Genomic DNA, 20894 nt, shown 5'->3' on the forward strand with positions numbered 1-20894 from the left:
GCGTAGGCGAGACTCGATGCATGGTTACTGCATCGACGGTGCAAATAGCTGTGCTACGGGGCCGGCAGGCGGAGTGCCGGGAGATCCGGAGACTGCTCGCCGCACCGGCCGGGAAGGCGCTGCTGCTGCACGGCGAACCCGGGTCCGGGCGTAGCACCCTGCTGGCGTACGCCCACCGGCACGGCCGGGGGCGTCGGCTGCTCGCCGCGGCTGGCCTGCCCGACGAGGCGATGCTGCCCTACGCCGGATTGCAGCGGCTGCTCGATCCGGTGCTCGACGGCATCGGCGCGTTGCCCGAGCGGCAACGGGAGGTGCTGCGTCGGGCGGTGGCCGGTGAGGGCTGTCGCGACCAGGACCAGTTGGTGCTCTCCCACGCCGTGCTCGGGCTGCTCGCCGAGGCCGCCCACGACGGCCCGCTGCTGTGCACCATGGACGACCTCGACGTCGGCGACGCCCCGACGGCGCGGTTGCTGACCCTGGTGGCCCGACGACTGCCGCAGCTGCCCGTCGTCCTGCTGCTCACCGCCGGCAGCGACCGCGGAGCGGACGCGATACCCGGCCGCCGGCTGCTGCCGCTCGACGAGCCGGACAGCCACGCCCTGCTGGCCGCGCGCCGCCCGGGGCCGCCACCACCCGGCCCGGTGCTGGCCGGGCTGAGCGCCCTCGCCGCCGGCAACCCGCAGGCCCTGGTCGACCTCGCGGACTCGCTGGCACACGGCCAGTGGCACGGGCTGGAACCGCTGCCCACGACCCCGCCGGCCGACGGCGGCCTGGGCCGGGCCTACCGTGGCCTGCTCTCCCGTCTGCCCGGCGAGACGCGGCGCGCGCTGCTGCTGGCCGCGCTCGCCGCGACCGCCCCGGCCGACCATACGGACGTCGCGGATCCGGTGACGCTGAGCCGGGCGCTGCGAGCGGCCGGCGACAGTCTCGCGGTGCTCGCACCGGCCGAGGCCGCCGGCCTGATCCGATTCACCGCACCGGGCGGTGTCGCCTTTCCCCGCTCGCTGGCCCGGGCCATGGTCGAGGCCACCGCCTCCGTGACCGCGCGCCGCGACGCCCATCTACTGCTCGCCGCCGCGCTCGACGGCACCGGGGCCCGGTTGCGTCGGGCCCTGCACCTGGCGGCGGCGACCGACGGACCGGCACCGGCGTTGGCCACGGAACTGGCGGACGCGGTGGACGACCGTGTGGACCGCTCCACCGCGGCGACCGCGCTGGCCCGGGCCGCCGAACTCAGCGACGATCCGGTGCTCGCCGCCAGCCGGCAGGTCACCGCCGCCCGCTACGCCTGGCAGGCGGGGGATCCCGGTCGCGCCCGCGCGTTGCTACATCGCGTCGCGGACGTGCCGGTCACTTCTCCCACCGGCGGTCTCGCCGAGCTGCTGCGGGGCGAGATGCGACTGCGCTGCGGCTCGGCGCCGGCCGCGTTGCCGAACCTGCTGGCCGCCGCCGGCGCACTGGCCGAGATGGACCGTGAGTCGGCACTGGTCGCGCTGGTCCGCGCCGGTGAGGCGGTCTGCTTCTGCGGCGACCAGTACCGCTACGCCGAGGTGGCCCGACGGATGGCGGCACTCCGTCGCGACGGGGACCCACCCTGGGCGGACCTGCTGACCACCCTGGTCGCCGGGGTGGCCGCCACGCTGCGCGGTGACCACGCCCACGGCGGCCCGCTGCTACGTCGGGCGGTGGTGTTCGGCGACCGGTTGACAAGTGCGGCAGCGACCCCGACCGCGTTGACCGGCGCGGCCGTGGCCGGTCTGCTGGTCGCGGTGGACGCGGCGGCGTACCGGCTCGCCGACCGCGCCGTCGAGTTGGCGGCCGACCGGGGCGAGGTGTCCCTGTTGCCCCGGGCGCTCGAACTACGCGCGATGAGCGAGTACTGGCTGGGTCGCCACGAGGCCGCGACGCAGAGCTGCCGGGAAGGGCTGCGGGTGGCGCGGGCCGCCGGCCAGCGCAGCAGCGCCGGCGTGCATCTCGGCCTGCTCGCCGTGCTCGCGGCCGTGCGGTCCGACCACGACGCCAGTCTCGGCCACGTCGCCGAGCTGGGCGACGTCGCCGTACCGGGTAGCCGCCCGCACGCCCTCGCCGAGTGGGCCCTCGCGTTGCTGGACCTGGTCGACGCCAGGTACGCCGACGCGGCAGACCGCCTGGCCGCGTTGGCCCGGCCCGGTACCGGACGCGGCCAGGTCCTCGTCCAGGTGATGGCGACGCCCCACCTCGTGGAGGCCGCCGCACACGATGGTCGGCACGCCCGGGCCCGGGCCGCGCTCGCCGTCTTCGACCGCTGGGCCGGCAGCACCGCCAGCCCGCTGCGCCGGGCGTTGTCGGCCCGCTGCCACGCGCTGCTGGCCCCGCGCGGTAGCGCCGAGGCCGAGCGGTACTTCCGGGCCGCGCTGTCCCTGCACCCGTGCGACGCCGCCACCTTCGAACGGGCGCGCACCGAGTTGCTCTTCGGTCGGGAACTGCGCCACGCCCGCCGCCCCCGCGAGGCTCGCGGTCACCTGCACCGGGCCCGGCAGACCTTCATCCTGCTCGGCGCCGAGGCGTGGGCGCGGCAGTCCACCGTGGAGCTGCGCGCCGCGGGGGAGTCCGTCGGTACGCCGGACCCGGACGCCGTGCGGCTGCTCACCGGTCAGCAGCTGCGCGTCGCCCACCTGGTCGCCTCCGGTGCCACCAACCAGGAGGTGGCCAGGCAGATGTTCCTGTCCACCCGGACCGTCGACCATCACCTGCGCAACATCTACCACCGGCTCGGCATCCGCTCCCGCACCGAGCTGGTCCGCGCGTTGGGCTGACGTGGCCAAACCGATATTCAACTGATCCATGACGGGCGTCAGAATTTCTTGACATTTGAGGGTCGGTGGCCCACGATGGCCAACACGGCCGGGTGATCTCACTCACATCCAGCCCGCCGCAGGTCCCAAGGCACCTGTCGGTGTTGACGCGCCCACCACTCCCGCCCCAGGAAGGGCCTTGTCGATGAAGAAGCTATTCACGGTCGGGCTGATCGCCAGCGTCGCGATCGCGCTCGCTGGATGTACGGACTCCGATGCCACCCCCTCGGGAGAGAATAGCGGCGAACTTCGCCAGGTTCGTGTCGCGGCCCTGCCGATCACCGAGACCGCCGCGTTGTGGGGTGGCATGAAGGCCGGCATCTTCGAAAAGCACGGGCTGTCGATCGAGGTGCTGCCCGCGCAGGGCGGCGCACAGGCCATCCCCGCGCTCATCAACGGCGACATCGACTTCGCCATCGGTCAGCCGTTCGGTCCGTTCCGGGCCGACCTGCAGGATCTCGGAGTCGTGATCATCGGCAACTACGCGTCGTCCTACGCCGAGGGCGACGACATCAACGCCGTGGTGGCCTCGGCCAAGTCGGGCATCACCAGGCCGGCGGAGCTCGCGGGCAAGCGGGTGGCGGTCAACAGCCTGGGCGCGGCCGGCGACGTGACGATCATGGCCGCGGTGGAGAAGGACGGCGGCGACCCCTCGACCATCAAGTTCGTCGAGGTCGCCTTCCCCGACGTCCCGGCGCAGCTCGAGGCCGACAACATCGACGCCGCCTGGGTGCCGGAACCCTTCGTCACCCAGCTGCGCAACCGTGGCGACACCTTCGTCGTCGCGCCGTACCAGGCGGTCGCCCCCGGGCTCGCGACGCTCACCGCCATCACGACGAAGGAGCAGCTGGACTCTGAGGCCGAGCTGGTCGCCGACTTCACCGCGGCGATGAAGGAGACCCTCGCGTGGGCCCAGGACTCCGCCAACGAGGCGGCCGTCCGCCAGGCGATCAAGGACAACCTGGAACTTCCGGAGGCGGTCGCGGACTCGGTGAAGCTGCCGGAGTTCGGCTGGGAGCTGGACCGGGCGAGCCTGGAATCGCTGGCCACGCTCGCCGGCAAGTACAAGGTGCTCGATCAGCAGCCGAACTTCGATCGCCTCATCCAACAGCAGTAGCCGGCGCGGTCCCGCCCTTCCCGGTGACCGACCGGGAAGGGCGTCGCCGCCGACCACGGGAGCAACATGCACGTCTTGTCCCTCCGGCGTCCCCGTTCGCTGCGCAAGGTGATGCTGGGCGTTGTCGGGCTGACCGGGTTCCTCGTCATCTGGCAGCTGGTCCCGACCCTGGGCCTGATCAACTCGCAGTACCTGCCGTACGTCACGGACGTGCTCGCCCGGCTCGCCGAGGAGTTCCGTGACCTCGCCTTCTGGCGCCGGCTCGGGTACACCATGACCTCCTGGGCGATCGGGCTGGCCGTGGCCACCGCCGCCGCCGTCGTCCTCGGCACGATCGTCGGCCTGGTGCCCTTCCTGCGCCGCGCCACCCACACGGTGGTGGAGTTCCTGCGGCCCATCCCGTCGGTGGCGCTCATCCCGCTCGCCGTGCTGTTGTTCGGCATCCAGATGCAGGCCGCCCTGCTCATCATCATCTACGCGTCGTTCTGGCAGGTCTTCGTCCAGGTGATCTACGGCGTCGCCGACGTCGACGCGGTCGCCCGGGACACCGCCCGCAGCTTCGGACTCACCCGCCGCGAGCGGCTGTCGTACCTGGTGCTGCCGACCGCCCTGCCGTACCTCATGACGGGCGTCAGGCTGGCTGCGGCGGTCGCCCTCATCCTCGCCATCACAGCCGAGATGGTGATCGGCAATCCCGGTCTGGGGCGAATGATCGAGCTGTCCCGGTCCGCCGGTGACGCGGTCGGCCTGTACGCCTTCGTGGTGGTCACCGGTCTGCTCGGGCTCGTGGTGAATCTCGTCTTCCGGTTCATCGAGCGGCGCTCGTTGTCGTGGCACCAGTCCGTACGCGGTGAGGAGGTCCTGTGACCGTGCACACCGGCCGGATCGCCCAGCGCTCGCGCGGGCGCGGCCTCGGGCGCCGCGTCGCTGCGGGTTTCCTCTACCCGCTCGGCCTGCCCTTCCTGCTGCTGGTGGTCTGGGGAGTGGCGTCGAGCTCGTCGACCAACCGGTTCTTCCCCGGCCCCCTCACGATCTTCGAAGCCTTCCGGGAGACCTGGATCGGCCCCGCGTTCGTCGACGACGTGCTGCCGAGCCTCTACCGGCTCGCCCTCGGGATCGCGGCCTCGATCGTGATCGGCATCGCCGCCGGCACGCTCATCGGGCTGTTCCAATGGCTACGGGAACTGCTCGAACCGCTGCTGGAGTTCTTCCGGGCCATCCCGCCGCCGGTGCTGATCCCGGTCGTGATGCTGCTGCTCGGCATCACCGACACGATGAAGGTGGTCGTGATCGTCTCCGGCGCGGTCTGGCCGATCCTGCTGAACACGATCGACGGTGTCCGGGCCACCGACAGCGTGATGTCCGAGACCGCCGACTCGTTCCAGATCACCTGGTGGGAGCGGCTCCGGTTCCTCGTGCTCCCGGCCGCCAGTCCGCGGATCATGACCGGGGTCCGGCAGGGGCTCTCGGTCGCGCTGATCCTGATGGTCATCTCGGAGATGTTCGCCTCGTCCGCCGGACTGGGCTATCGGATCGCCTACTTCCAACGCAACTACCTCATCGCCGAGATGTGGAGCGGCATTCTCCTGCTCGGCCTCGTCGGCGTGCTCCTCGCCGCGACCTTCGGTGTCGTCGAGCGACGGGTGCTGCGCTGGTACCACGGAATCAGGGAGGTCAACCGTGCCTGACCGGAGCACCCTGCTGCGGGTGGAGCACCTGCGCAAGGTCTACGAGTCCACGAACGGCGATGTCGAGGCGATCGGGGACATCAGCTTCACCATGCGCTCCGGTGAGCTGGTCTGCATCGTCGGGCCGTCGGGCTGCGGCAAGACGACCCTGTTGAAGTGTCTCGCCGGCTTGCTCCGGCCCACCAGCGGCCTGGTCGAGATGGACGGAGAGCCGGTGACCGGCCCGAGCCCGGCGATGGCAGTCGTCTTCCAGGAGTACGGTCGCAGCCTCTACCCGTGGTTGACCGTCCGGGGCAACGTCGAGCTGCCGCTGCGGCACAAGCGGCTGTCCCGCCAGGAACGCGACAAGCTCGTCACCGACGCCATCGAGGCGGTCGGGCTGGCGCACGCGGCACGCAGTCACCCGTGGCAGCTTTCCGGCGGCATGCAGCAGCGGGTGGCGATCGCGCGGGCCATCGCGTACCAACCCGAAGTGCTGATCATGGACGAGCCGTTCGCCGCGGTCGACGCGCAGACCCGCGCGGACCTGGAGGATCTCGTCCGCGAGCTGCACACGAACCGGAAGATCTCGGTTCTCTTCGTCACCCACGACATCGACGAATCGGTTTACCTGGGGGAACGGGTGCTGGTGTTGTCCGCGTCGCCGACCTGGGTGCAGGAGGATCTGACCGTCGACCTGCCGCCGGAGCGCGACCAGATCACCACCCGGGCGCTGCCGCGCTTCACCGAGCTGCGTACGCATGTCTACGACCAGATCCAGCGTGCGAAGCGCGGGCAGACCGTCGCCCCGTGACCGTGCCGCGGGGTGGATTCGCTCGAGAGGGAGAGCTGTGCGCAGTCGTCAGCCGAAGCAGCTGCTGCTCGCGTTCTTCGGCGAGCACGTCGTCGACGATGCGGTTGGCCCGATTCGCGCCAGCGTCCTGATCGGGGTGCTCGAAGGCGCCGGCGTCGCCGCACCGGCGACGCGGGCGACCCTCGACCGGCTGGTGCAGACCGGCATGCTGGACCGGAGCAAGAGCGGCCGGGAGATCCTCTTCTCGCTCACCGAGCACGGCGTGGCGGTGCTGCGGGAGGCCACCGCACGCGTCCGTGGCCCGCGCCCGTTCGAGCCGCAGGGCACCGGCTGGACCCTCGTCACGTTCACGATCCCCGAGGGACAGCGGACCCTGCGCCACCGGTTGCGTTCCACCCTGACCTGGGAGGGGTTCGCGCCGCTGCGCGACGGGCTCTGGCTGGCGCCCGGTGAGGTCGACCTCGCCGGGTCGCTGGAGCCGTTGTGTCAGGACCTTCCCCCCAAGACGGTCGTCGCCTTCCACGCCCGGGAACTCGCCGGGTTTCCGATCGCCGACAGTGTCCGGGCGGCATGGGACATCGAGGCGATCCGGCGGGAACACCTGGCGTTCATCGAGGTGTGGGGCGATCCGGGCGCCGCGACCCAGGCGGCGAGCGCGCTGACCGTACGCACCATGCTGGTGGCCGACTGGCTCGCGTTGCTGCGCGCGGACCCGAGGTTGCCCCGCGAGTTCATGGACGCGCAGTGGCCGGCCGAGCGGTCGACGCAGGTCTACCGGCGGATGCACCAGCGGCTGGCTGCGGCCTCCGCCGACGAGTTCGCCGCCCTCGTCACCGCTGGCACCGGTGCGGTGGCCAGGAACGTCGCCGGTGCCGCGGCGAGGTCGGTCGGCGATCCGGCCCGGCGCAGCCGGGCCTAGCCGGCGAACCGGCTCCGCAGATCGCCCTTGCGCACCTTCCCGGACGCGGTCCGGGGAAGTTCGTCGACGACGACCACGTTCTTGGGCACCTTGTAACGGGCGACCCGGCCGTCGAGGAACTGCTGCACCGTCGCCGTGTCGACGGTGGCGTCCTCCCGCACCGTCATGATCGCCCACGGCACCTCGCCCCACCGCGCGTCCGGTACGCCGATGACCGCCACGCCGGTCACTCCGTCGATCTCGCCGAGCAGGACTTCGATCTCGGCCGGGTAGATGTTCTCGCCCCCCGAGATGATCATGTCCTTGAGGCGGCCCGAGATGTAGAGGTAGCCGTCGGCGTCGAGGTATCCGAGGTCGCCGGAGCGGAACCAGCCGTCCGGGGTGAACGCCTCGGCCGTCGCCTCCGGCAGCAGGTGATAGCCGGGGAAGACGTTCGGGCCGCAGATCTGGATCTCACCGATGCCGTCGTCGCCGATCGGTGCGCCGTGTTCGTCGGCGATCCGCACGCTCGTGAAGAAGTGCGGCAGGCCCACGCTGCCCTGCTTGGCGCGGGTCATCGCCGGGGGCAGCGACGTCGCACCCGGCGACGCCTCGGTCATGCCGTAGCCCTGCGAGAACGACAGGCCGCGTTCCTCGTAGGCGTTGAGGATCCGGGTGGGTACGGCCGAGCCACCGCAGGTCAGCTTGCGCAACGTCGACAGGTCGGTGGTGACCCAGTTCGGGTGGTCGGCCATCAGCTGGTACGTGGTCGGCACGCCGCTGAGCATGGTGACGCCGTGCCGCTCGATCTGGGCGAGCGCGCGTCCCGGCTCGAAGCCCTTCTCCAGCACCAGCGTGGCGCCCTTGAGGATGACCGGCAGCGCACCCATGCCGAGGGACGCGACGTGGAACAACGGCGAGATCATCAGCGCGACGTCGGTCGACACGACGTCGTAGTCGACCACGCAGTTGAGCGCGACCCAGGTGAGGTTGCCATGGGTCAGCACGGCACCCTTGGCCCGGCCGGTCGTGCCCGAGGTGTAGATGATCGCGGCCGGGTCGTCCAGGCTCACCGCCACGGCAGCGTCGTCCACGGCGGTCGTGCTCAGCAGCCGGGTCAGTCCCGGCCGGTCGGCCGTACCCTCTCCGGTGACGACGACGCGCGGGGACGGCCCGGTGCCGATGGCTGCGGCCACCCGCTCGCCGAACTCGGGATCGTGGATCAGCACCCGCGCGCCGCAGTCGGTGAGCACGTGGGCGACCTCGGGCGGCGCCAGCCGGGTGTTGATCGGCACGAAGACGGCGCCCAGCCGCGCCGCGCCGAACATCACCTGGAGGAAATCCGGACTGTTCTCGCCCAGGTAGGCCACCGCGTCGCCCTTGCCGACGCCGAGCCGCCGCAGCAGGGCGGAGACTCGGTCGGTGCCGTCGGCGAACTGGCGGTACGTCACGGTGGAGCCCTCGCCGTGGACTAGGGCGAGCTTGTCGGGGGACTTGAGCCGGCGCTTGGCCAGCCAGGCACCGATTCCTTGTTCGTGCATCAGCGGTCTCCCGGTGGTGGCGGATGGTGCGTCGATGCGTGGCCGGTCGGCGTGCCGGTGGCCGGGCGGCCTCCCGGCGTGCCGCTGGCTGTCAGGCGTAGAAGCGGTACAGGCCGCGGGCCACCACTGCGGGCTTGGCGCCGCCGTCGATCTCGATCGTCTGGTCGACGGCGATCTGGTAGCCGCCGGCCACCTCGACGACCTCGGCGACCGTCGCGGTCATGCGTACCCGCGAGCCGACCTTTACCGGGGCCGGGAAGCGCACCTTGTCTAGGCCGTAGTTGACCTTCGTGGTGACCCCCTTCACGTCGAGCAGTTCGGTCCAGAAGGGCACCGCCAGCGAGAGCGTGAGGAAGCCGTGCGCGATGGGCGCGCCGAAGGGGCCGTTCTTCGCCCGCTCCGGGTCGACGTGGATCCACTGGTGGTCGTCGGTGGCGTCGGCGAAGAGGTTCACCTGGTCCTGGGTGACCGTCCGGTAGTCGGTGTAGCCGAGGTCGGTGCCGGCAAGGTCGGCGAGCTGTTCGTAGGTGATCGTCGTCGTCATGAGCGTCCTCTCGTCGTCAGCTGGACAGGCGCAACAGCCGGACGGCGTTGTCCTTCAGGATGCCGGGAAGCACCTCGGGCTTGAGGTCGGTGGTGCGCACGTCCCGCAGCCAGCGGTCCGGGGTGAGTAGCGGGTAGTCCGTGCCGAACAGCACCCGGCGCTTGAGCAGCGAGTTCGCGTACCGCACCAGCTCGGCCGGGAAGTACTTCGGGCTCCAGCCGGACAGGTCGATCCAGGTGTTCGGCTTGTGGGTGGCCACCGACAGCGCCTCGTCCTGCCAGGGCACCGACGGGTGGGCCATGATGATCTGGAGGTCGGGGAACTCCGCCGCGACGGGGTCGAGCAGCATCGGGTTCGACAGGCCGAGCCGGAAGCCGTAGCCGCCCGGCATCCCGGCACCGATGCCGGTCTGCCCGGTGTGGAACAGCGCCGGCACACCGGCCTTTTCGAGCAGGCCCCACAGCGGGGCGTACTGCTCGTCGCTCGGATCGAAGCCCTGCACGGTGGGATGGAACTTGAAGCCGCGTACGCCCTCGTCCTCGATCAGCCGACTGGCGAGGTCGAGCGCCGCCGCTCCGGTGCGCGGGTCGACCGACCCGAACGGGATCAGGACGTCGGCATGCTCGGCCGCGGCGCGGGCGATCTCCACGCTCGACAGCGGCTGGTGCGCCAACTGGGTGCGGGCGTCCACCGTGAACACGACTGCCGCCATCTGGCGTTCCCGGTAGTACTGCGCCACCGCCTCGATCGCCGGGCGCGGCCCGTCGGCCTTGAAGTACTTCGACACCGCCGCCACCAGGTCGTCGGGCAGCGAGTTGTGGCCGTGCTCGTCGACCTCGATGTGCACGTGCATGTCGATCGCGGTGACGGCGTCGAGGTCGATGGCGGGTTGGTACATGATGGGGAACTTTCGTCCGGCGGGTCAGGAGCCTGCGGTCTTGAACTCCTCGGGGAGTTCCGGGAACCGCTCGCCGACGCTCTGCAGCGCCCCGGCGAACGTCGCCGGCCAGGCTTCGAGCAGAGCATCGTACGTCCAGCCGCCCTCGCGGTGGGCGGTCAGCGCCGCCTCCGGGTGGGTCCAGACCTGGAGCCGGTCGCCGCCCACCCCGATCACCTGACCGGTGACCCCGCCGGCCGCGTCGGAGCCGAGGAACGCGATGAGACCGGCGACGTCCTCAGCCGTGCCGAAGCCGAGATCGTGCCGGAAGAACGCCGGCATCGGCTCGCCCTGCTCGGCCGCCTGCACGGCAGCGGCGAAGTAGGGAACGGTGGCGGTCATGGCGGTCGCGGCCACCGGGACCACGGTGTTGGCGGTGATGCCGGCGCGCTTGAGCTCCAGCGCCCAGGTACGCGTCATGCCGACGATGCCCGCCTTGGCGGCGGCGTAGTTGGTCTGGCCGAAGTTGCCGCGCTGGCCGGTGGGGGAGCCGATGCAGATGATGCGGCCACCCTCGCCCGCGGTCCGCATGTGTTGCACCGCCGCGCGCACGGTGGTGAAGGTGCCGCGCAGGTGCACGTTGATGACGGTGTCGAAGTCCTCGTCGGTCATCTTCCACAGCACGGTGTCGCGCAGCACACCGGCGTTGGTGACCAGGATGTCGAGTCGACCGAACGTCTCGACGGCGGCAGCGACCAACCGCTCGGCGGTCTCGGTCGGGCCGACCGGAGCGACCACCGCGGCGGCCCGGCCACCGAGCGCCTCGATCGACGCGACGGCGTCGGCCGTGGCCTGCGCGTCGACATCGTTCACCACCACGGCGGCACCCTGCCGGGCGAGCTCCTGCGCGTACGCGAGGCCGAGACCGCGGCCGGATCCGGTGACGATGGCGACCTTGCCGTCCAGGGACATGGAGAACTCCTTCGTGTTCACCCGATCTGAGCACGGACCGTTGAAAATGTCAATCATTGGTGAAACGCGCTACCATCGTCGCCATGTCCGCTAGCGGGAAGACCCGGCTGCCGGGGCGGGACGCCCTGCGGGACAGCGTGCTCGGCGGTGACCTGGTCTTTCTGCTGGCCCGCGCCAACGCGCTCACGCTCGCGGCGGCCAACGCCGCCCTCGCCGAGCACGGGCTCAAGGCGCGGTCCTACTCCGTGCTCGCGCTGGCCGCCGACGGGGTTCGACCCACCCAGCGGGAGCTGGCCGAGTTCCTCCGCCTCGACCCGAGCCAGGTCGTCGCGCTTGTCGACGGGCTCGAACAGCGCCAGTTGGTGGAGCGCCGCACCGACCCCGCCGACCGGCGGGCCAACGTCCTCGTCGCGACCGACGCCGGCCGGGATCTGTTCGCCCGTGCGCAGCAGGCCGCCCGTGCTGTCGAGCTGGGCCTGCTGGCCCCGGTCACCCCCGAGGAGCACGAGCGGCTGGCCGGCCTGCTGCGCCTGCTCGCCTTTCCCGACTGAGCGCGGTCGGGGAGGCCCGCGACGAGCGAGCCTCCCCGACTACGCGCTGAGCCTCAGAAGCGGATCCAGGTGCCGGCGAGCGGGCGCTGCCCGACGCCCGGTTTCGACCAGTCACAGACACCGTCGGGGAAGACCGCGCGCAGCCGCTGCCACTGCTCGGCGGTGAAGCGCACCCCGTACCCCGACTTGCGCAGCGGCTGAAGCTGGCACTTGAGCACCGCCGAGGTGGTCGGCCCGCCCGCCACCACCCGGGGATTGCGGTGGTACGGGTAGAGCTGGTTGCACCGGGCGTTCGGGTCGAGGGTCAGCCGCTCCACGATCCGCTCGCCGTCGGGCGCGACACAACCGTCGGCCAGGCCACGCGGCCGGGACAGCCGGGTGAGCGCGACGGCGTCGAGGTGCGGACGGGCCGCCGCGAGCCGGCCGCGCGCGGTCAGCCAGGCGTCCATGTCGGCGAGCGCCTGCTCCTGGATCGCCGCGCTGGCCGCGCCCGGCGGGCCGGTGACGCTGACGTGGTTGTCGGCGTTGCCGTTGGCCCGCACCAGCCGCTCCCGCATCGTCCACGAGCGGAACCGGTCGTGGAAGTCGCCTGTCGGGTCGGTGTAGCCGCGCGTCTCGATGACCGGGGTCCAGCGCAGCCCGCCGTCGAACTGGTTGACCCGGCCGGTCGCGTACGCCCTGCTGATCGCCGCGACGTTCGCCGAGGTGCGCTGCGGCGTGCGGTTGCCCTCCACGCCCAAGCCGCCGATGCCCTCGTTGAGCCGGACGAACTGCTCCGGGCTGATCACGCCCGCCCTGAGCGTCGCCAGGCCGTACTGCACGCCGACGGTGTCCGGGATGATCGGCCGGCCGGCACCGGTCCTCGGGTCGACGCCGTAGACGTTCGAGACGAAGTCCGCCATGGCGCAGCGGATGCCCTCCGGGTTGGTGTCCGGGTGGTAGCGCCGGTCGGCGGGGATGTGGGCGGGGCAGGCGGTCGGCCAGTCCACACTGTCGAAGAACTGGTAGCCGAAGCACGTGTTCGGGCTGCCGAAGCCACTGACGGCGTGCTGCTGCGCCGCCGACAGCCCGGCGGCGGTGGCCGCCTGGGAGATGAACCGGCACTCGTGACCGGAGATGGTCGTGGAGCGCTCGTCCGGGTAGCCGATGCTGCCGATGACGCCGTCCAGGATGCCGGGGTAGGCGTTCGAGATCAGCAACTGCTGCATGGTGCCGGCCGATCCACCCCAACCCATGGTGAAGGCCGGTACGCCGAGCGTCTCGACGAAGTGTTCCTTGACCATCATGGCCGTTTCGGCGGACGTGACGTCGTTGCAGTTGTGCGCGTACACGTTGAAGGTCGCGCTGGCGACCGCGTAGCCGCGGCTCAGCAGCGTGTGGTCGAGTACGCCGCCGGTGCTGGTGGCCTGGGTGTGGCCGATGCCGCAGGCGCCGCCGAAGGTGTAGACCAGCCGCTCGTTCCAGCCACGCGTGGCCGCCCAGGGGCTCGGGGCCGGGGTGCCGGGCTGGTGCAGCATGGCGATCTCGTACACCGCCCGGTTGATGGTGCCGCGTTCGATCCGCACCACGTACGGGACGGTCCGGCCGGCCGTGGTGGTTGTGCTGGCCACGTCCGCCGGCAGCGGACCGTCGGGCAGGTCGGCGAAGCTCCCGGCGGTGCTGCGGTACCGGTAGCTGACCTGAGCCTCGGTGACGTGGCAGTTCTCGTCGACCGGGCCCAGGTGCCACGGACTGCCCGAGGCGGTGCAGAACAGCGGGATGTGCGGCCCGGAGAAGACCGGGCCGGCGGCCGGATGGTTGACAAGCGTCAGGCTGGCGCCGGGGCGTCCCCAGCCCGGTCCGTGCGTGCGGACCTCGATCCGGTTGCGGCCCAGCTTCAGCCGGTCCACCAGGCCGAGCAGGGTCCGCTTGTCGCCCGCTGGGCGGAAGCGGCCGGTCACGTCGCGGCCGTCGAGGCGGACCTTCACCCGGTGGGGCGCGACGGTACGCGGCACGGTGACCCGTACCAGGGCGTCGCCGCCGCTGACCATGTCCGGGCGGCCGGAGACGACAGTCACGTCGAAGCCCCTGTCGCCGCCCTTGCCGGTCAGGGGCGCGGCGCCGGCCGGTGCGGAGCTGCTGACCAGTGCGATGGCGACGAGCGCGGTCAACGCCACCCGGAGGGGTCGGTGCCGGGTGCTCCTCCTCGAACGGTGGATGGGCATGGCGGGACCCCTTTCAGCCGGGGACGGGCGGCTGGGCCTCCGGGGTCGAAGGCACGGGGAGAACGTAATGCGAAAACTGATCGGCAGTCAATGGAAGTGCAATGCATCGATGCCGTGAGGTGGCCCTGGGCCGGGTTCGGCACGGATGTACGGTGCGGTCAGACCGGTTCGAGCCGTTGGACGAGGTCCTCGAAGCGCTTCTGGGCCAGCGGTGCCAGTGCCTCGGAGATGCTCAGGAACATCGCCCGTGCCTCGGCGCGTGGAAACGACGCGGGTAGGAACTCGACCGGCAGGTCAGGGTCGGTGCCGACAAGCGCCCGCCAGTCGCTCACCAACTCGGTACGCGCGACGAGCGCCTCCGCCGCCGGCACCGCACCGGCCTCGGCCCGGTCGGCCAGGTCGCGGTAGCGGTGCAGGAACTCCTGGTATCCGGCGGCCACCTCGTCGATCCGCCAGGCCGCCTCCAGCCGCGCCCTGCCGTCCGGCAGCAGCTCAAGGTCCGTGGAGCGCAGGAGCACCGCGTCGGTGACGCCGAGTTCGCTGAGCTGCTCGCGTGCCTCGTGGAGCCGGTCGTGCGGGGTGACCCAGGTGGCGTCGTACAGCGGCCAGAACGTCAACCAGCGCAACCGGGCCCGGATCAGCCGCCGCTGGTTCGCGTCCTCCAGCGGAACGGTGAACGCGATGAGCGTCCAACTGCCGTCCCAGGTGCTCTCGTCGGTCGCGGCGAAGATGCGCCGCGCTCCGCGCTGGAGGATGTGCCAGGCCGGCTCGGTCAACCGGTAGCTGGTCCGGCGGCCCTCCTTGGTCCGCTGGAGCATGCCCCGCTGGGTCAGCCGGGCGAGCGTGGCGCGGGCGTTCGCGGGGGCGATGTCGAACTCCGCGAGGACCGCCACCAGACCCCCGGACGGCAGCGGAGCACGACCGGCGTGCCAGTGGTCGCCGAGCAGGGTCACCAGCAGCCGCTGGGACCGGGCCCGCCCGACCGCCGCCCGCTCCGACGGCGAACCCGGCGGCGACTCACCCAGAACATCGCTCACCACGACGACGCCCCGGTGGCGATTGCGCCGCTGCGGGGCTGACCAGAGCGCATCAACACCCGGACACGTTACTGCGCCAGGTCACAGCGCGGTACCGGCCTCACCCGACCGGCCGCCGTGACCCGTACGAGGTGCCGAGGGATCGGGAAATGGTCCGGCCGGCCGCCTGGACCAGCGGCGCCAGCGCCACCGGGTCCGCCCGGTGCTGCGCGACCACGAGTGAGATCGCGGCGACCACCGCGCCCTCCGGTCCGCAGATCGGCGCGGCCACTGAGAGGGCGTCCATGGTCACCTGCCGGTCGCTCACCGCGTACCCGGTGCGGCGCACCTCGGCCAGCCCACGTCGCAGCCGCCCGGGATCGGTGATGGTCAGCGGGGTGTACCGCTCCAACGGCGCGGCCAGCACCTGTTCCTGCACCTCGGCCGGCGCGTACGCGAGCAGCACCAGCCCGACGCCGGTGGCGTGCAACGCGAAGCGACCACCGACCCGGGTGAGCACCGGCACCGCGTGCCGCCCGGCGATCCGTTCGATGAAGACCAGTTCGACGTCCTGCCGGACGGCGAGCTGGACGTTCTCGTGGGTCACCTCGTACAGGTCCTCCATGGTCGGCAGCGCCAGTTCACGCAGCCCGAGCCCCCGGGGAGCGAGCGAACCGACCTCCCACAGCCGCAACCCGATCCGGTACCGCCCGTCGTCACCCCGCTCCAACGCGCCCCAGGCGACCAGCTCGGCGACCCGGCGGGACGCGGTGGGCAACGGCAGCTCGGCCCGCCGGGCCAGCTCGCTGAGGGTCAGCGCCGGACTCGCCGGGGTGAACGCGTCGAGCAGGGCCAGCACCTTGTTGGTGACCGACCGTCCGGGTTGCGCGTCCACCCCGCCATCATGCCGACCCCGGCCCGCCGGTCACAGCTCCAGCGTCAGCCGGGGCGTGACGGACCGGGAAACGCAGATCATCATGGTGTCGCCGGCGGCCCGTTCCGCCTCGGTGAGCAGGCTGTCCCGGTGCTCCGGCACGCCGTCCAGCACGCCTGTCTCGCAGGTGCCACAGGTACCTTCCCGGCACGAGGAGAGCACCTGCACACCGGCCGCCTCCACCGCTTCGAGGATCGACGTGCCCGGCGGCACGGTGAGCGTCCGGCCGCTGAGGGCGAGTTCCACCTCGACGGCGGCGTCCGCGGCCTCGGTGGGGGCCAGCGGGGTGAAGCGCTCGACGTGCAGGGCCCCGGCGGGCCACGTCCGGCAGCGCTGCTCCACCGCCGCGATCAACGCCTCCGGCCCACAGCAGTAGACCAGCCCGTCGACCGGCTGCCCCAGCAGCTCGTCAAGGTCGAGCAGGCCGACCTCGTCCTGCGGATACAGGCTCACCCGGTCGCCGTACTTCTCCCGCAGGGCGTCGGCGAAGGCCATGGTGGCGCGGCTGCGTCCGCCGTACACCAGCCGCCAGTCGGCTCCGGCGGCGTCGGCGGCGGCGACCATCGGCCTGATCGGGGTGATGCCGATGCCACCGGCGACGAACAGGTAGCGCGGCGCCGCCACCAGCGGGAAATTGTTCCTCGGCCCGCGCACCCGGACGGTCGCGCCCGGGGTGAGACGTTCGTGCACGTGCCGCGAGCCGCCGCGCCCCTCTGCCTCCAGCTGGACCGCGACCCGCAGGGTGGCGCGGTCGGCCGGGTCGCCGCAGAGCGAGTACTGGCGCACCAGCCCCGGCCCGAGTTCCAGGTCGAGGTGGGCACCCGGGGTCCAGGCGGGCAGGTCGCCGCCGTCGGGGCGGCACAGGCTCAGCACGGCGACACCCTCCGCTGCCGGGTCCCGGTCGGTCACCACCAGCTCCGCGCCGGCCAGGTCGTCGTCGGTCATGCCGGCACCGCCGACCGGGTCGGTGCGGCGTGCGGGGTCGGTGCGACCGCCTCCGGCGGCTGGTGACCGTACGGGTGGGCGAGCAGCCACTCCCACAGCTCGACCGGTTCCTCGGCGACGCGCTCGGCACCGCAGTGGCAGATCCCGCGCAGCGTGTCCGTACCCGGCATCCAGTGGATCCGGTAGATCCGGTCGCCGGTGAGCATGTGGGCCGGCTCGGTCATCGGGGCGCCCCCACCGTCCCCGCCTCGACCATCCGGGCGATCAGACGTCGGGCGGCGAGCCCGCCGGTGTCGATGTTGATGCTCAGTTCCTGGTACTTGTCCGGTTCGGAGGCGGTCACCTGCTCCAGGATGTTCAGCGCCGTCACGTCCTGCATGACCACCGTGCGGTTGCTCTGGTGCAGGTACTCGCTCACCGACTCGTCGTCGATGGCGAAGTCGCGGGCCACAGCCCAGAAATCGTAGGTGGTGTTCTCCGTCGACGGCGTGATGGCGTACACGATCTCGGCGTGGAAGGCGTCGCTGTCCTCGCCCTCGGCCGGCGGGTAGAGGCCCTGCGGCGCGATCCGGCTGTGCAGCAGGTACAGGCACGGCGGGTGGAACTCGATGTCCTGCCAGCGGGTGATCCGGCCCTGGATGCCTGTCGACTTCGCGTAGAACGGCGGGCACTCGGCGTCGTCCATGTGCCGGCTGACGTAGACGATGCCGCGTTCCTCGTCCACCTCGGTGGTGATCGGCGTGTTCGCCACCTCGGGGGTGCCGATGTAGCCGCCGTGCAGGTAGGTCTCGTGCGACAGGTCCATCAGGTTGTCGACCAGCAGGCTGTACCGCGCGTTCAGCGGCTCCATCCCGCGGACGACCGCGTACCGGGGGTCGTCCAGCCAGGGGGCGCGGGGAATGGTAGTCGGGTCGGCCCGGTCCCGGTCGCCGATCCACACCCAGATCAGCGAATCCTGCTCCACCAACGGGTACGCGGCGACCCGCGCGGTCCGCGGAATGCGTTGCTGGCCCGGCACGAAGACGCAGGTGCCGGTCTGGTCGTAGGTGAAACCGTGGTAGCCGCAGACGATGGTGTCGCCGTCGAGGCGGCTCTCCGACAGCGGGTAGCGACGGTGCACGCACCGGTCGGCGAGCGCCACGGCCTCCCCGGACTCGGTGCGGTAGAGGACCAGCGGCTCACCGAGCACGGTGCGGGCGAGCAGATCCCGCCCGACCTCGTTGCTGTAGGCCGTCACGTACCACTGGTTGCGGGCGAACGCCATCGTGACCCAACCTCTCTCGGGACGGGAGCGGGGTGCGGTCGGATGATCCCGTGATCCGACCGCTGATCGGCAGCGTCTATTTCACTCAGTGAAAGGCCGCGCGGCCTTTCGCCGGTCGCCGCGACGCTGCGATGATCGGCGGCATGACGGGGGTCGAGGAACCAGTGCGTACGGATCAGGGGGCGGCGCACGATTCTCGGCTGGGGGGTCGCTTCTGGCGGCTCTGGTCCGCGTCGGCGGTGTCCAACCTGGCCGACGGGATCGTCAAGATCGCACTGCCGTTGGTCGCCGTCGGCTACACCCGCTCACCGGTGCTGGTGGCCGGGGTCGCCGCCGCGTACAGCCTGCCCTGGCTGCTGTTCGCGCTGCCGGCCGGCGCCCTCGCCGACCGGCTCGACCGGCGGCGGGTGATGCTCGCCGCCAACACCCTGCGCGCGGCACTCATCGGCGCACTGGCCCTGGCGGCGGCCTTCGACTCCGGGTCGATCTGGCTGCTCTACCTGGTGGCGCTCGGCCTCGGCATGGCCGAGACCCTCTACGACACCTCCGCCCAGTCGATCCTGCCGCAGGTGGTCACCCGCGACCAGCTGCCCCGGGCCAACGGCCGGCTGGCCGCCGTGGAACTGGCCGCCAACCAGTTCATCGGCCCGCCACTCGCCGGTTTCCTGATCGCCGCCGGGGTGGCCCTGGCACTCGCCGGGCCGGCCGTGCTGTGGGCGCTGGCGGTCGCCGCACTGCTCCTGGTCACCGGCCGGTTCCGGATCGAGCGCGACGAGCCGACGACGATGCGCGCCGACATCGCCGAAGGGCTACGTTTCCTGTGGCGGCACCGGCTGCTGCGCACCTTGGCCACGATGGTCGGGACCAGCAACTTCATCACCAGCGGCATCTTCGCCGTGCTGGTGCTCTACGCGGTCGGCCCGGACTCGGCCATCGGCCTCACCGAACCCGGGTACGGCCTCCTGCTCACCACCATCGCCGCCGGCATCGTGCTCGGCTCGGTCGCCACCGCCAAGATCGAACAACGGCTCGGGCGGTCCCGCACCCTCGCGCTCTCCGTGCTGGCGATGGCCGCCGTCGTCGGCGTACCGGCGCTGAGCACCAACCCCTTCGTGATCGGCACGGTCTTCTTCGTCGGCGGGATCCTGCTCGCCACCTGGAACGTCATCACCATCTCGCTACGCCAACGCATCACCCCGGACCGGCTGCTCGGCCGGGTCAACAGCGGCTACCGAATGCTGGCCTGGGGAAGCATGCCGGCCGGCGCGCTGGTCGGCGGCGTCGCGGCCGAGGTCTTCGGCCTCCGCGCGGTCTTCGCCATCATGGGGTCGCTGACGCTGACCCTGCTGCTCGGCATGTTCGTCGTCACCGACGCCAACATCGACGCCGCCGAACGCGACGCGGCCGAACGCGACGCCGCCACCTGACCGCCGTGGCATGACGATGTGATTGGGGTTCCCGAATGTCGCTCACCGGCTGGTTGGCCTGTCCGCAGTGCGCCATGTGTATGGCACTGGGCACCGCGTACCGGCTGGGCGACCAGCGGATCGGCTATTTCCAGGACGGTTACAGCGCCAACTCCGACCAGCCTGAGTTGACCCGAGCGTTGTGGAAGTCCCTGGCCGACCACGCCACGCACCCCCTGCGGGTGCTGCTGCCCGATACTCCTGGCTACGACGACCTGGACCAGCTCCGGGAAATCGGCGGCGACGAGCGGGGCGACGTTTCCTTCGCCGAGTACCTCGACGGGTGGCCCGGCTGAATCAGCCCCGACCACCTCACCGCCCGACACGGCAACCAGTACAAGCGCCGACCGTAGTCAGTGGCCCTACGGATAGGACAACAACGGGGAAGCTGTCGCCTCGAACCGAACGGAGACGACAACAACAGGGAAGTTGTACTCAGGCTTAGCCAAGCGCCACGCCGAGGTCGGCCGCGGCTCGGCGTCGTCGGTCGGATAGCGGCGCGCTACGTCGCCGTCGTGTTGTATCGGTCGAGTGTTGCCTTGGATGTCGAGGGGTCGCGGAAGATGAGTTCCCACGGGCCGGTGTTGACGTCCATGTCCTTGCCGAACCCGACCCACTTTCCGGCCATCCGTCGGCCCGTGGGCTCGGCGAGGAGTTGGATCGCACCGTGATAGCGGGCACCCCGGTAGTAGCCGGCCGGGTCGGTCTGCTCGACCCAGGTGCCGGTGATGACGGAGCCGTCCACGGTCAGGTCCATTGAGAGAGACGAGGCTGCCGAACCGGGCAGGCTACGTGCGGTCAGTCGGTCGCCGTGCTGGAGAACTACGACGAAGTGCTGGCCGGCGAAGGAGTCTCCCCGGCCGCTTGAGTAGTACTGGTAGCGGCTGAGCCAGATTCCCTCGTACGACTGGTGAACCGTGGTCGGCCTTGGCGTCGGCGTGGCCAGGCTGGACATGGGAGATGTCAGGTCGTGGCCGCCGTGCTGGTCGTCGGCGACCTCCCTGCCGGGAACCGAGGCGAAGCCCAACAGCGAGATCGGCAGGCCGGTGACGACCTCCAGCGCGCGAGCGTAGACGGGTCTGGGCGCAGCGATCGCGCCGGACTCCCATCGTTGGACGAGCCTCTTGTTGGCGTCGTTGGGCTCACCGACGCGATGGCCGGCCGCCTGGAGCGCGCGGGCGAAGTCGTCCTGGCTCATCCGCATCCCGATGCGGATAGCTCGCAGGGCGGTATTGGGGGCGTCCATGACC

Annotated in this window: 20 protein-coding genes; 9 read left to right on the forward strand and 11 right to left on the reverse strand. The window is 71.4% G+C overall.

Annotated elements, in window-relative coordinates:
* The first annotated feature begins 20 nt into the window (after positions 1-20).
* From ACN26Z_RS15970 to ACN26Z_RS15995, 6 genes are all read left to right on the forward strand, one after another.
* Positions 21-2795, forward strand: coding sequence for a LuxR C-terminal-related transcriptional regulator (locus ACN26Z_RS15970; RefSeq protein WP_421461986.1), 2775 nt, complete (start codon positions 21-23; stop codon positions 2793-2795).
* A gap of 184 nt (positions 2796-2979) precedes the next feature.
* Complete coding sequence (locus tag ACN26Z_RS15975) at positions 2980-3951, forward strand: ABC transporter substrate-binding protein (protein WP_093402465.1); 972 nt, start codon at positions 2980-2982, stop codon at positions 3949-3951.
* Positions 3952-4017: 66 nt separating this feature from the next.
* Positions 4018-4818, forward strand: a complete 801-nt coding sequence (locus ACN26Z_RS15980; RefSeq protein WP_421461988.1) for an ABC transporter permease — start codon at positions 4018-4020, stop codon at positions 4816-4818.
* Positions 4815-5639: an ABC transporter permease gene (locus ACN26Z_RS15985; protein WP_282238602.1), complete on the forward strand. Its 825-nt coding sequence runs from the start codon at positions 4815-4817 to the stop codon at positions 5637-5639. The genes ACN26Z_RS15980 and ACN26Z_RS15985 overlap by 4 nt, the downstream gene beginning before the upstream one ends.
* Entirely contained in the window at positions 5632-6432 is an 801-nt protein-coding gene (locus tag ACN26Z_RS15990) for an ABC transporter ATP-binding protein (protein ID WP_421461990.1), read from the forward strand. The genes ACN26Z_RS15985 and ACN26Z_RS15990 overlap by 8 nt, the downstream gene beginning before the upstream one ends.
* A 37-nt stretch (positions 6433-6469) precedes the next feature.
* Positions 6470-7351, forward strand: coding sequence for a PaaX family transcriptional regulator C-terminal domain-containing protein (locus tag ACN26Z_RS15995; RefSeq protein WP_421461991.1), 882 nt, complete (start codon positions 6470-6472; stop codon positions 7349-7351).
* Here the strand turns inward: ACN26Z_RS15995 and ACN26Z_RS16000 are convergent.
* From ACN26Z_RS16000 to ACN26Z_RS16015, 4 genes are all read right to left on the reverse strand, one after another.
* Entirely contained in the window at positions 7348-8871 is a 1524-nt protein-coding gene (locus tag ACN26Z_RS16000) for an acyl-CoA synthetase (protein ID WP_421461993.1), read from the reverse strand. The two genes, ACN26Z_RS15995 and ACN26Z_RS16000, sit on opposite strands and share 4 nt — an antisense overlap.
* 91 nt (positions 8872-8962) lie before the next feature.
* Positions 8963-9415 (reverse strand): MaoC family dehydratase, encoded by a 453-nt coding sequence (locus ACN26Z_RS16005; protein ID WP_282238598.1) that lies wholly within the window; start codon positions 9413-9415, stop codon positions 8963-8965.
* Positions 9416-9431: 16 nt separating this feature from the next.
* A complete protein-coding gene (locus tag ACN26Z_RS16010) occupies positions 9432-10313 on the reverse strand; it encodes an amidohydrolase family protein (protein ID WP_282238597.1) in 882 nt (293 codons plus the stop codon).
* 24 nt (positions 10314-10337) lie between these two features.
* Complete coding sequence (locus ACN26Z_RS16015; protein WP_421461996.1) at positions 10338-11264, reverse strand: SDR family oxidoreductase; 927 nt, start codon at positions 11262-11264, stop codon at positions 10338-10340.
* Between the two features lie 83 nt (positions 11265-11347).
* On the opposite strand from ACN26Z_RS16015, the gene ACN26Z_RS16020 reads away from it, so the two are divergent.
* Complete coding sequence (locus ACN26Z_RS16020; RefSeq protein ID WP_093402244.1) at positions 11348-11815, forward strand: MarR family winged helix-turn-helix transcriptional regulator; 468 nt, start codon at positions 11348-11350, stop codon at positions 11813-11815.
* A 53-nt stretch (positions 11816-11868) separates the two neighbouring features.
* Here ACN26Z_RS16020 and ACN26Z_RS16025 read toward each other — a convergent pair whose 3' ends face one another.
* From ACN26Z_RS16025 to ACN26Z_RS16050, 6 genes are all read right to left on the reverse strand, one after another.
* The gene (locus ACN26Z_RS16025; RefSeq protein ID WP_421461998.1) at positions 11869-14019 is read right to left on the reverse strand and encodes a DUF6351 family protein; all 2151 of its coding nucleotides are present in this window, start codon (positions 14017-14019) and stop codon (positions 11869-11871) included.
* 158 nt (positions 14020-14177) lie between these two features.
* Entirely contained in the window at positions 14178-15056 is an 879-nt protein-coding gene (locus ACN26Z_RS16030) for a PaaX family transcriptional regulator C-terminal domain-containing protein (protein WP_421462000.1), read from the reverse strand.
* Between the two features lie 100 nt (positions 15057-15156).
* The gene (locus tag ACN26Z_RS16035; RefSeq protein WP_421462002.1) at positions 15157-15930 is read right to left on the reverse strand and encodes an IclR family transcriptional regulator; all 774 of its coding nucleotides are present in this window, start codon (positions 15928-15930) and stop codon (positions 15157-15159) included.
* Between the two features lie 30 nt (positions 15931-15960).
* Positions 15961-16914, reverse strand: a complete 954-nt coding sequence (locus tag ACN26Z_RS16040; protein WP_421462004.1) for a PDR/VanB family oxidoreductase — start codon at positions 16912-16914, stop codon at positions 15961-15963.
* Positions 16911-17138, reverse strand: a complete 228-nt coding sequence (locus ACN26Z_RS16045) for a hypothetical protein (protein WP_421462006.1) — start codon at positions 17136-17138, stop codon at positions 16911-16913. Before ACN26Z_RS16045 ends, ACN26Z_RS16040 begins: the two co-directional genes overlap by 4 nt.
* Entirely contained in the window at positions 17135-18178 is a 1044-nt protein-coding gene (locus tag ACN26Z_RS16050; RefSeq protein WP_421462007.1) for a Rieske 2Fe-2S domain-containing protein, read from the reverse strand. Before ACN26Z_RS16050 ends, ACN26Z_RS16045 begins: the two co-directional genes overlap by 4 nt.
* A 143-nt stretch (positions 18179-18321) precedes the next feature.
* Here ACN26Z_RS16050 and ACN26Z_RS16055 point away from each other — a divergent pair, with 143 nt between their 5' ends.
* Together ACN26Z_RS16055 and ACN26Z_RS16060 are read left to right on the forward strand one after the other, a co-directional pair.
* Positions 18322-19605, forward strand: a complete 1284-nt coding sequence (locus tag ACN26Z_RS16055; protein ID WP_421462009.1) for an MFS transporter — start codon at positions 18322-18324, stop codon at positions 19603-19605.
* Positions 19606-19640: 35 nt separating this feature from the next.
* Complete coding sequence (locus tag ACN26Z_RS16060; protein ID WP_421462011.1) at positions 19641-19940, forward strand: hypothetical protein; 300 nt, start codon at positions 19641-19643, stop codon at positions 19938-19940.
* A 206-nt stretch (positions 19941-20146) separates the two neighbouring features.
* On the opposite strand, the gene ACN26Z_RS16065 is transcribed toward ACN26Z_RS16060, so the two are convergent.
* On the reverse strand, positions 20147-20890 hold the full coding sequence (locus ACN26Z_RS16065) for a helix-turn-helix domain-containing protein (protein WP_282238587.1): 744 nt from the start codon (positions 20888-20890) through the stop codon (positions 20147-20149).
* Positions 20891-20894: the final 4 nt, after the last annotated feature.

This window comes from Verrucosispora sp. WMMD703 (genome assembly GCF_049178935.1).
GTDB lineage: Bacteria > Actinomycetota > Actinomycetes > Mycobacteriales > Micromonosporaceae > Micromonospora > Micromonospora sediminimaris.

Bases quoted from the DNA above. Each gene is read 5' to 3' on its own strand.
- ACN26Z_RS15970 (WP_421461986.1), top strand. From the start codon at position 21: ATGGTTACTGCATCGACGGTGCAAATAGCTGTGCTACGGGGCCGGCAG.
- ACN26Z_RS15975 (WP_093402465.1), top strand. From the start codon at position 2,980: ATGAAGAAGCTATTCACGGTCGGGCTGATCGCCAGCGTCGCGATCGCG.
- ACN26Z_RS15980 (WP_421461988.1), top strand. From the start codon at position 4,018: ATGCACGTCTTGTCCCTCCGGCGTCCCCGTTCGCTGCGCAAGGTGATG.
- ACN26Z_RS16000 (WP_421461993.1), bottom strand. From the start codon at position 8,871: ATGCACGAACAAGGAATCGGTGCCTGGCTGGCCAAGCGCCGGCTCAAG.
- ACN26Z_RS16005 (WP_282238598.1), bottom strand. From the start codon at position 9,415: ATGACGACGACGATCACCTACGAACAGCTCGCCGACCTTGCCGGCACC.
- ACN26Z_RS16010 (WP_282238597.1), bottom strand. From the start codon at position 10,313: ATGTACCAACCCGCCATCGACCTCGACGCCGTCACCGCGATCGACATG.
- ACN26Z_RS16015 (WP_421461996.1), bottom strand. From the start codon at position 11,264: ATGTCCCTGGACGGCAAGGTCGCCATCGTCACCGGATCCGGCCGCGGT.
- ACN26Z_RS16020 (WP_093402244.1), top strand. From the start codon at position 11,348: ATGTCCGCTAGCGGGAAGACCCGGCTGCCGGGGCGGGACGCCCTGCGG.
- ACN26Z_RS16025 (WP_421461998.1), bottom strand. From the start codon at position 14,019: ATGCCCATCCACCGTTCGAGGAGGAGCACCCGGCACCGACCCCTCCGG.
- ACN26Z_RS16040 (WP_421462004.1), bottom strand. From the start codon at position 16,914: ATGACCGACGACGACCTGGCCGGCGCGGAGCTGGTGGTGACCGACCGG.
- ACN26Z_RS16045 (WP_421462006.1), bottom strand. From the start codon at position 17,138: ATGACCGAGCCGGCCCACATGCTCACCGGCGACCGGATCTACCGGATC.
- ACN26Z_RS16050 (WP_421462007.1), bottom strand. From the start codon at position 18,178: ATGGCGTTCGCCCGCAACCAGTGGTACGTGACGGCCTACAGCAACGAG.
- ACN26Z_RS16055 (WP_421462009.1), top strand. From the start codon at position 18,322: ATGACGGGGGTCGAGGAACCAGTGCGTACGGATCAGGGGGCGGCGCAC.
- ACN26Z_RS16060 (WP_421462011.1), top strand. From the start codon at position 19,641: ATGTCGCTCACCGGCTGGTTGGCCTGTCCGCAGTGCGCCATGTGTATG.
- ACN26Z_RS16065 (WP_282238587.1), bottom strand. From the start codon at position 20,890: ATGGACGCCCCCAATACCGCCCTGCGAGCTATCCGCATCGGGATGCGG.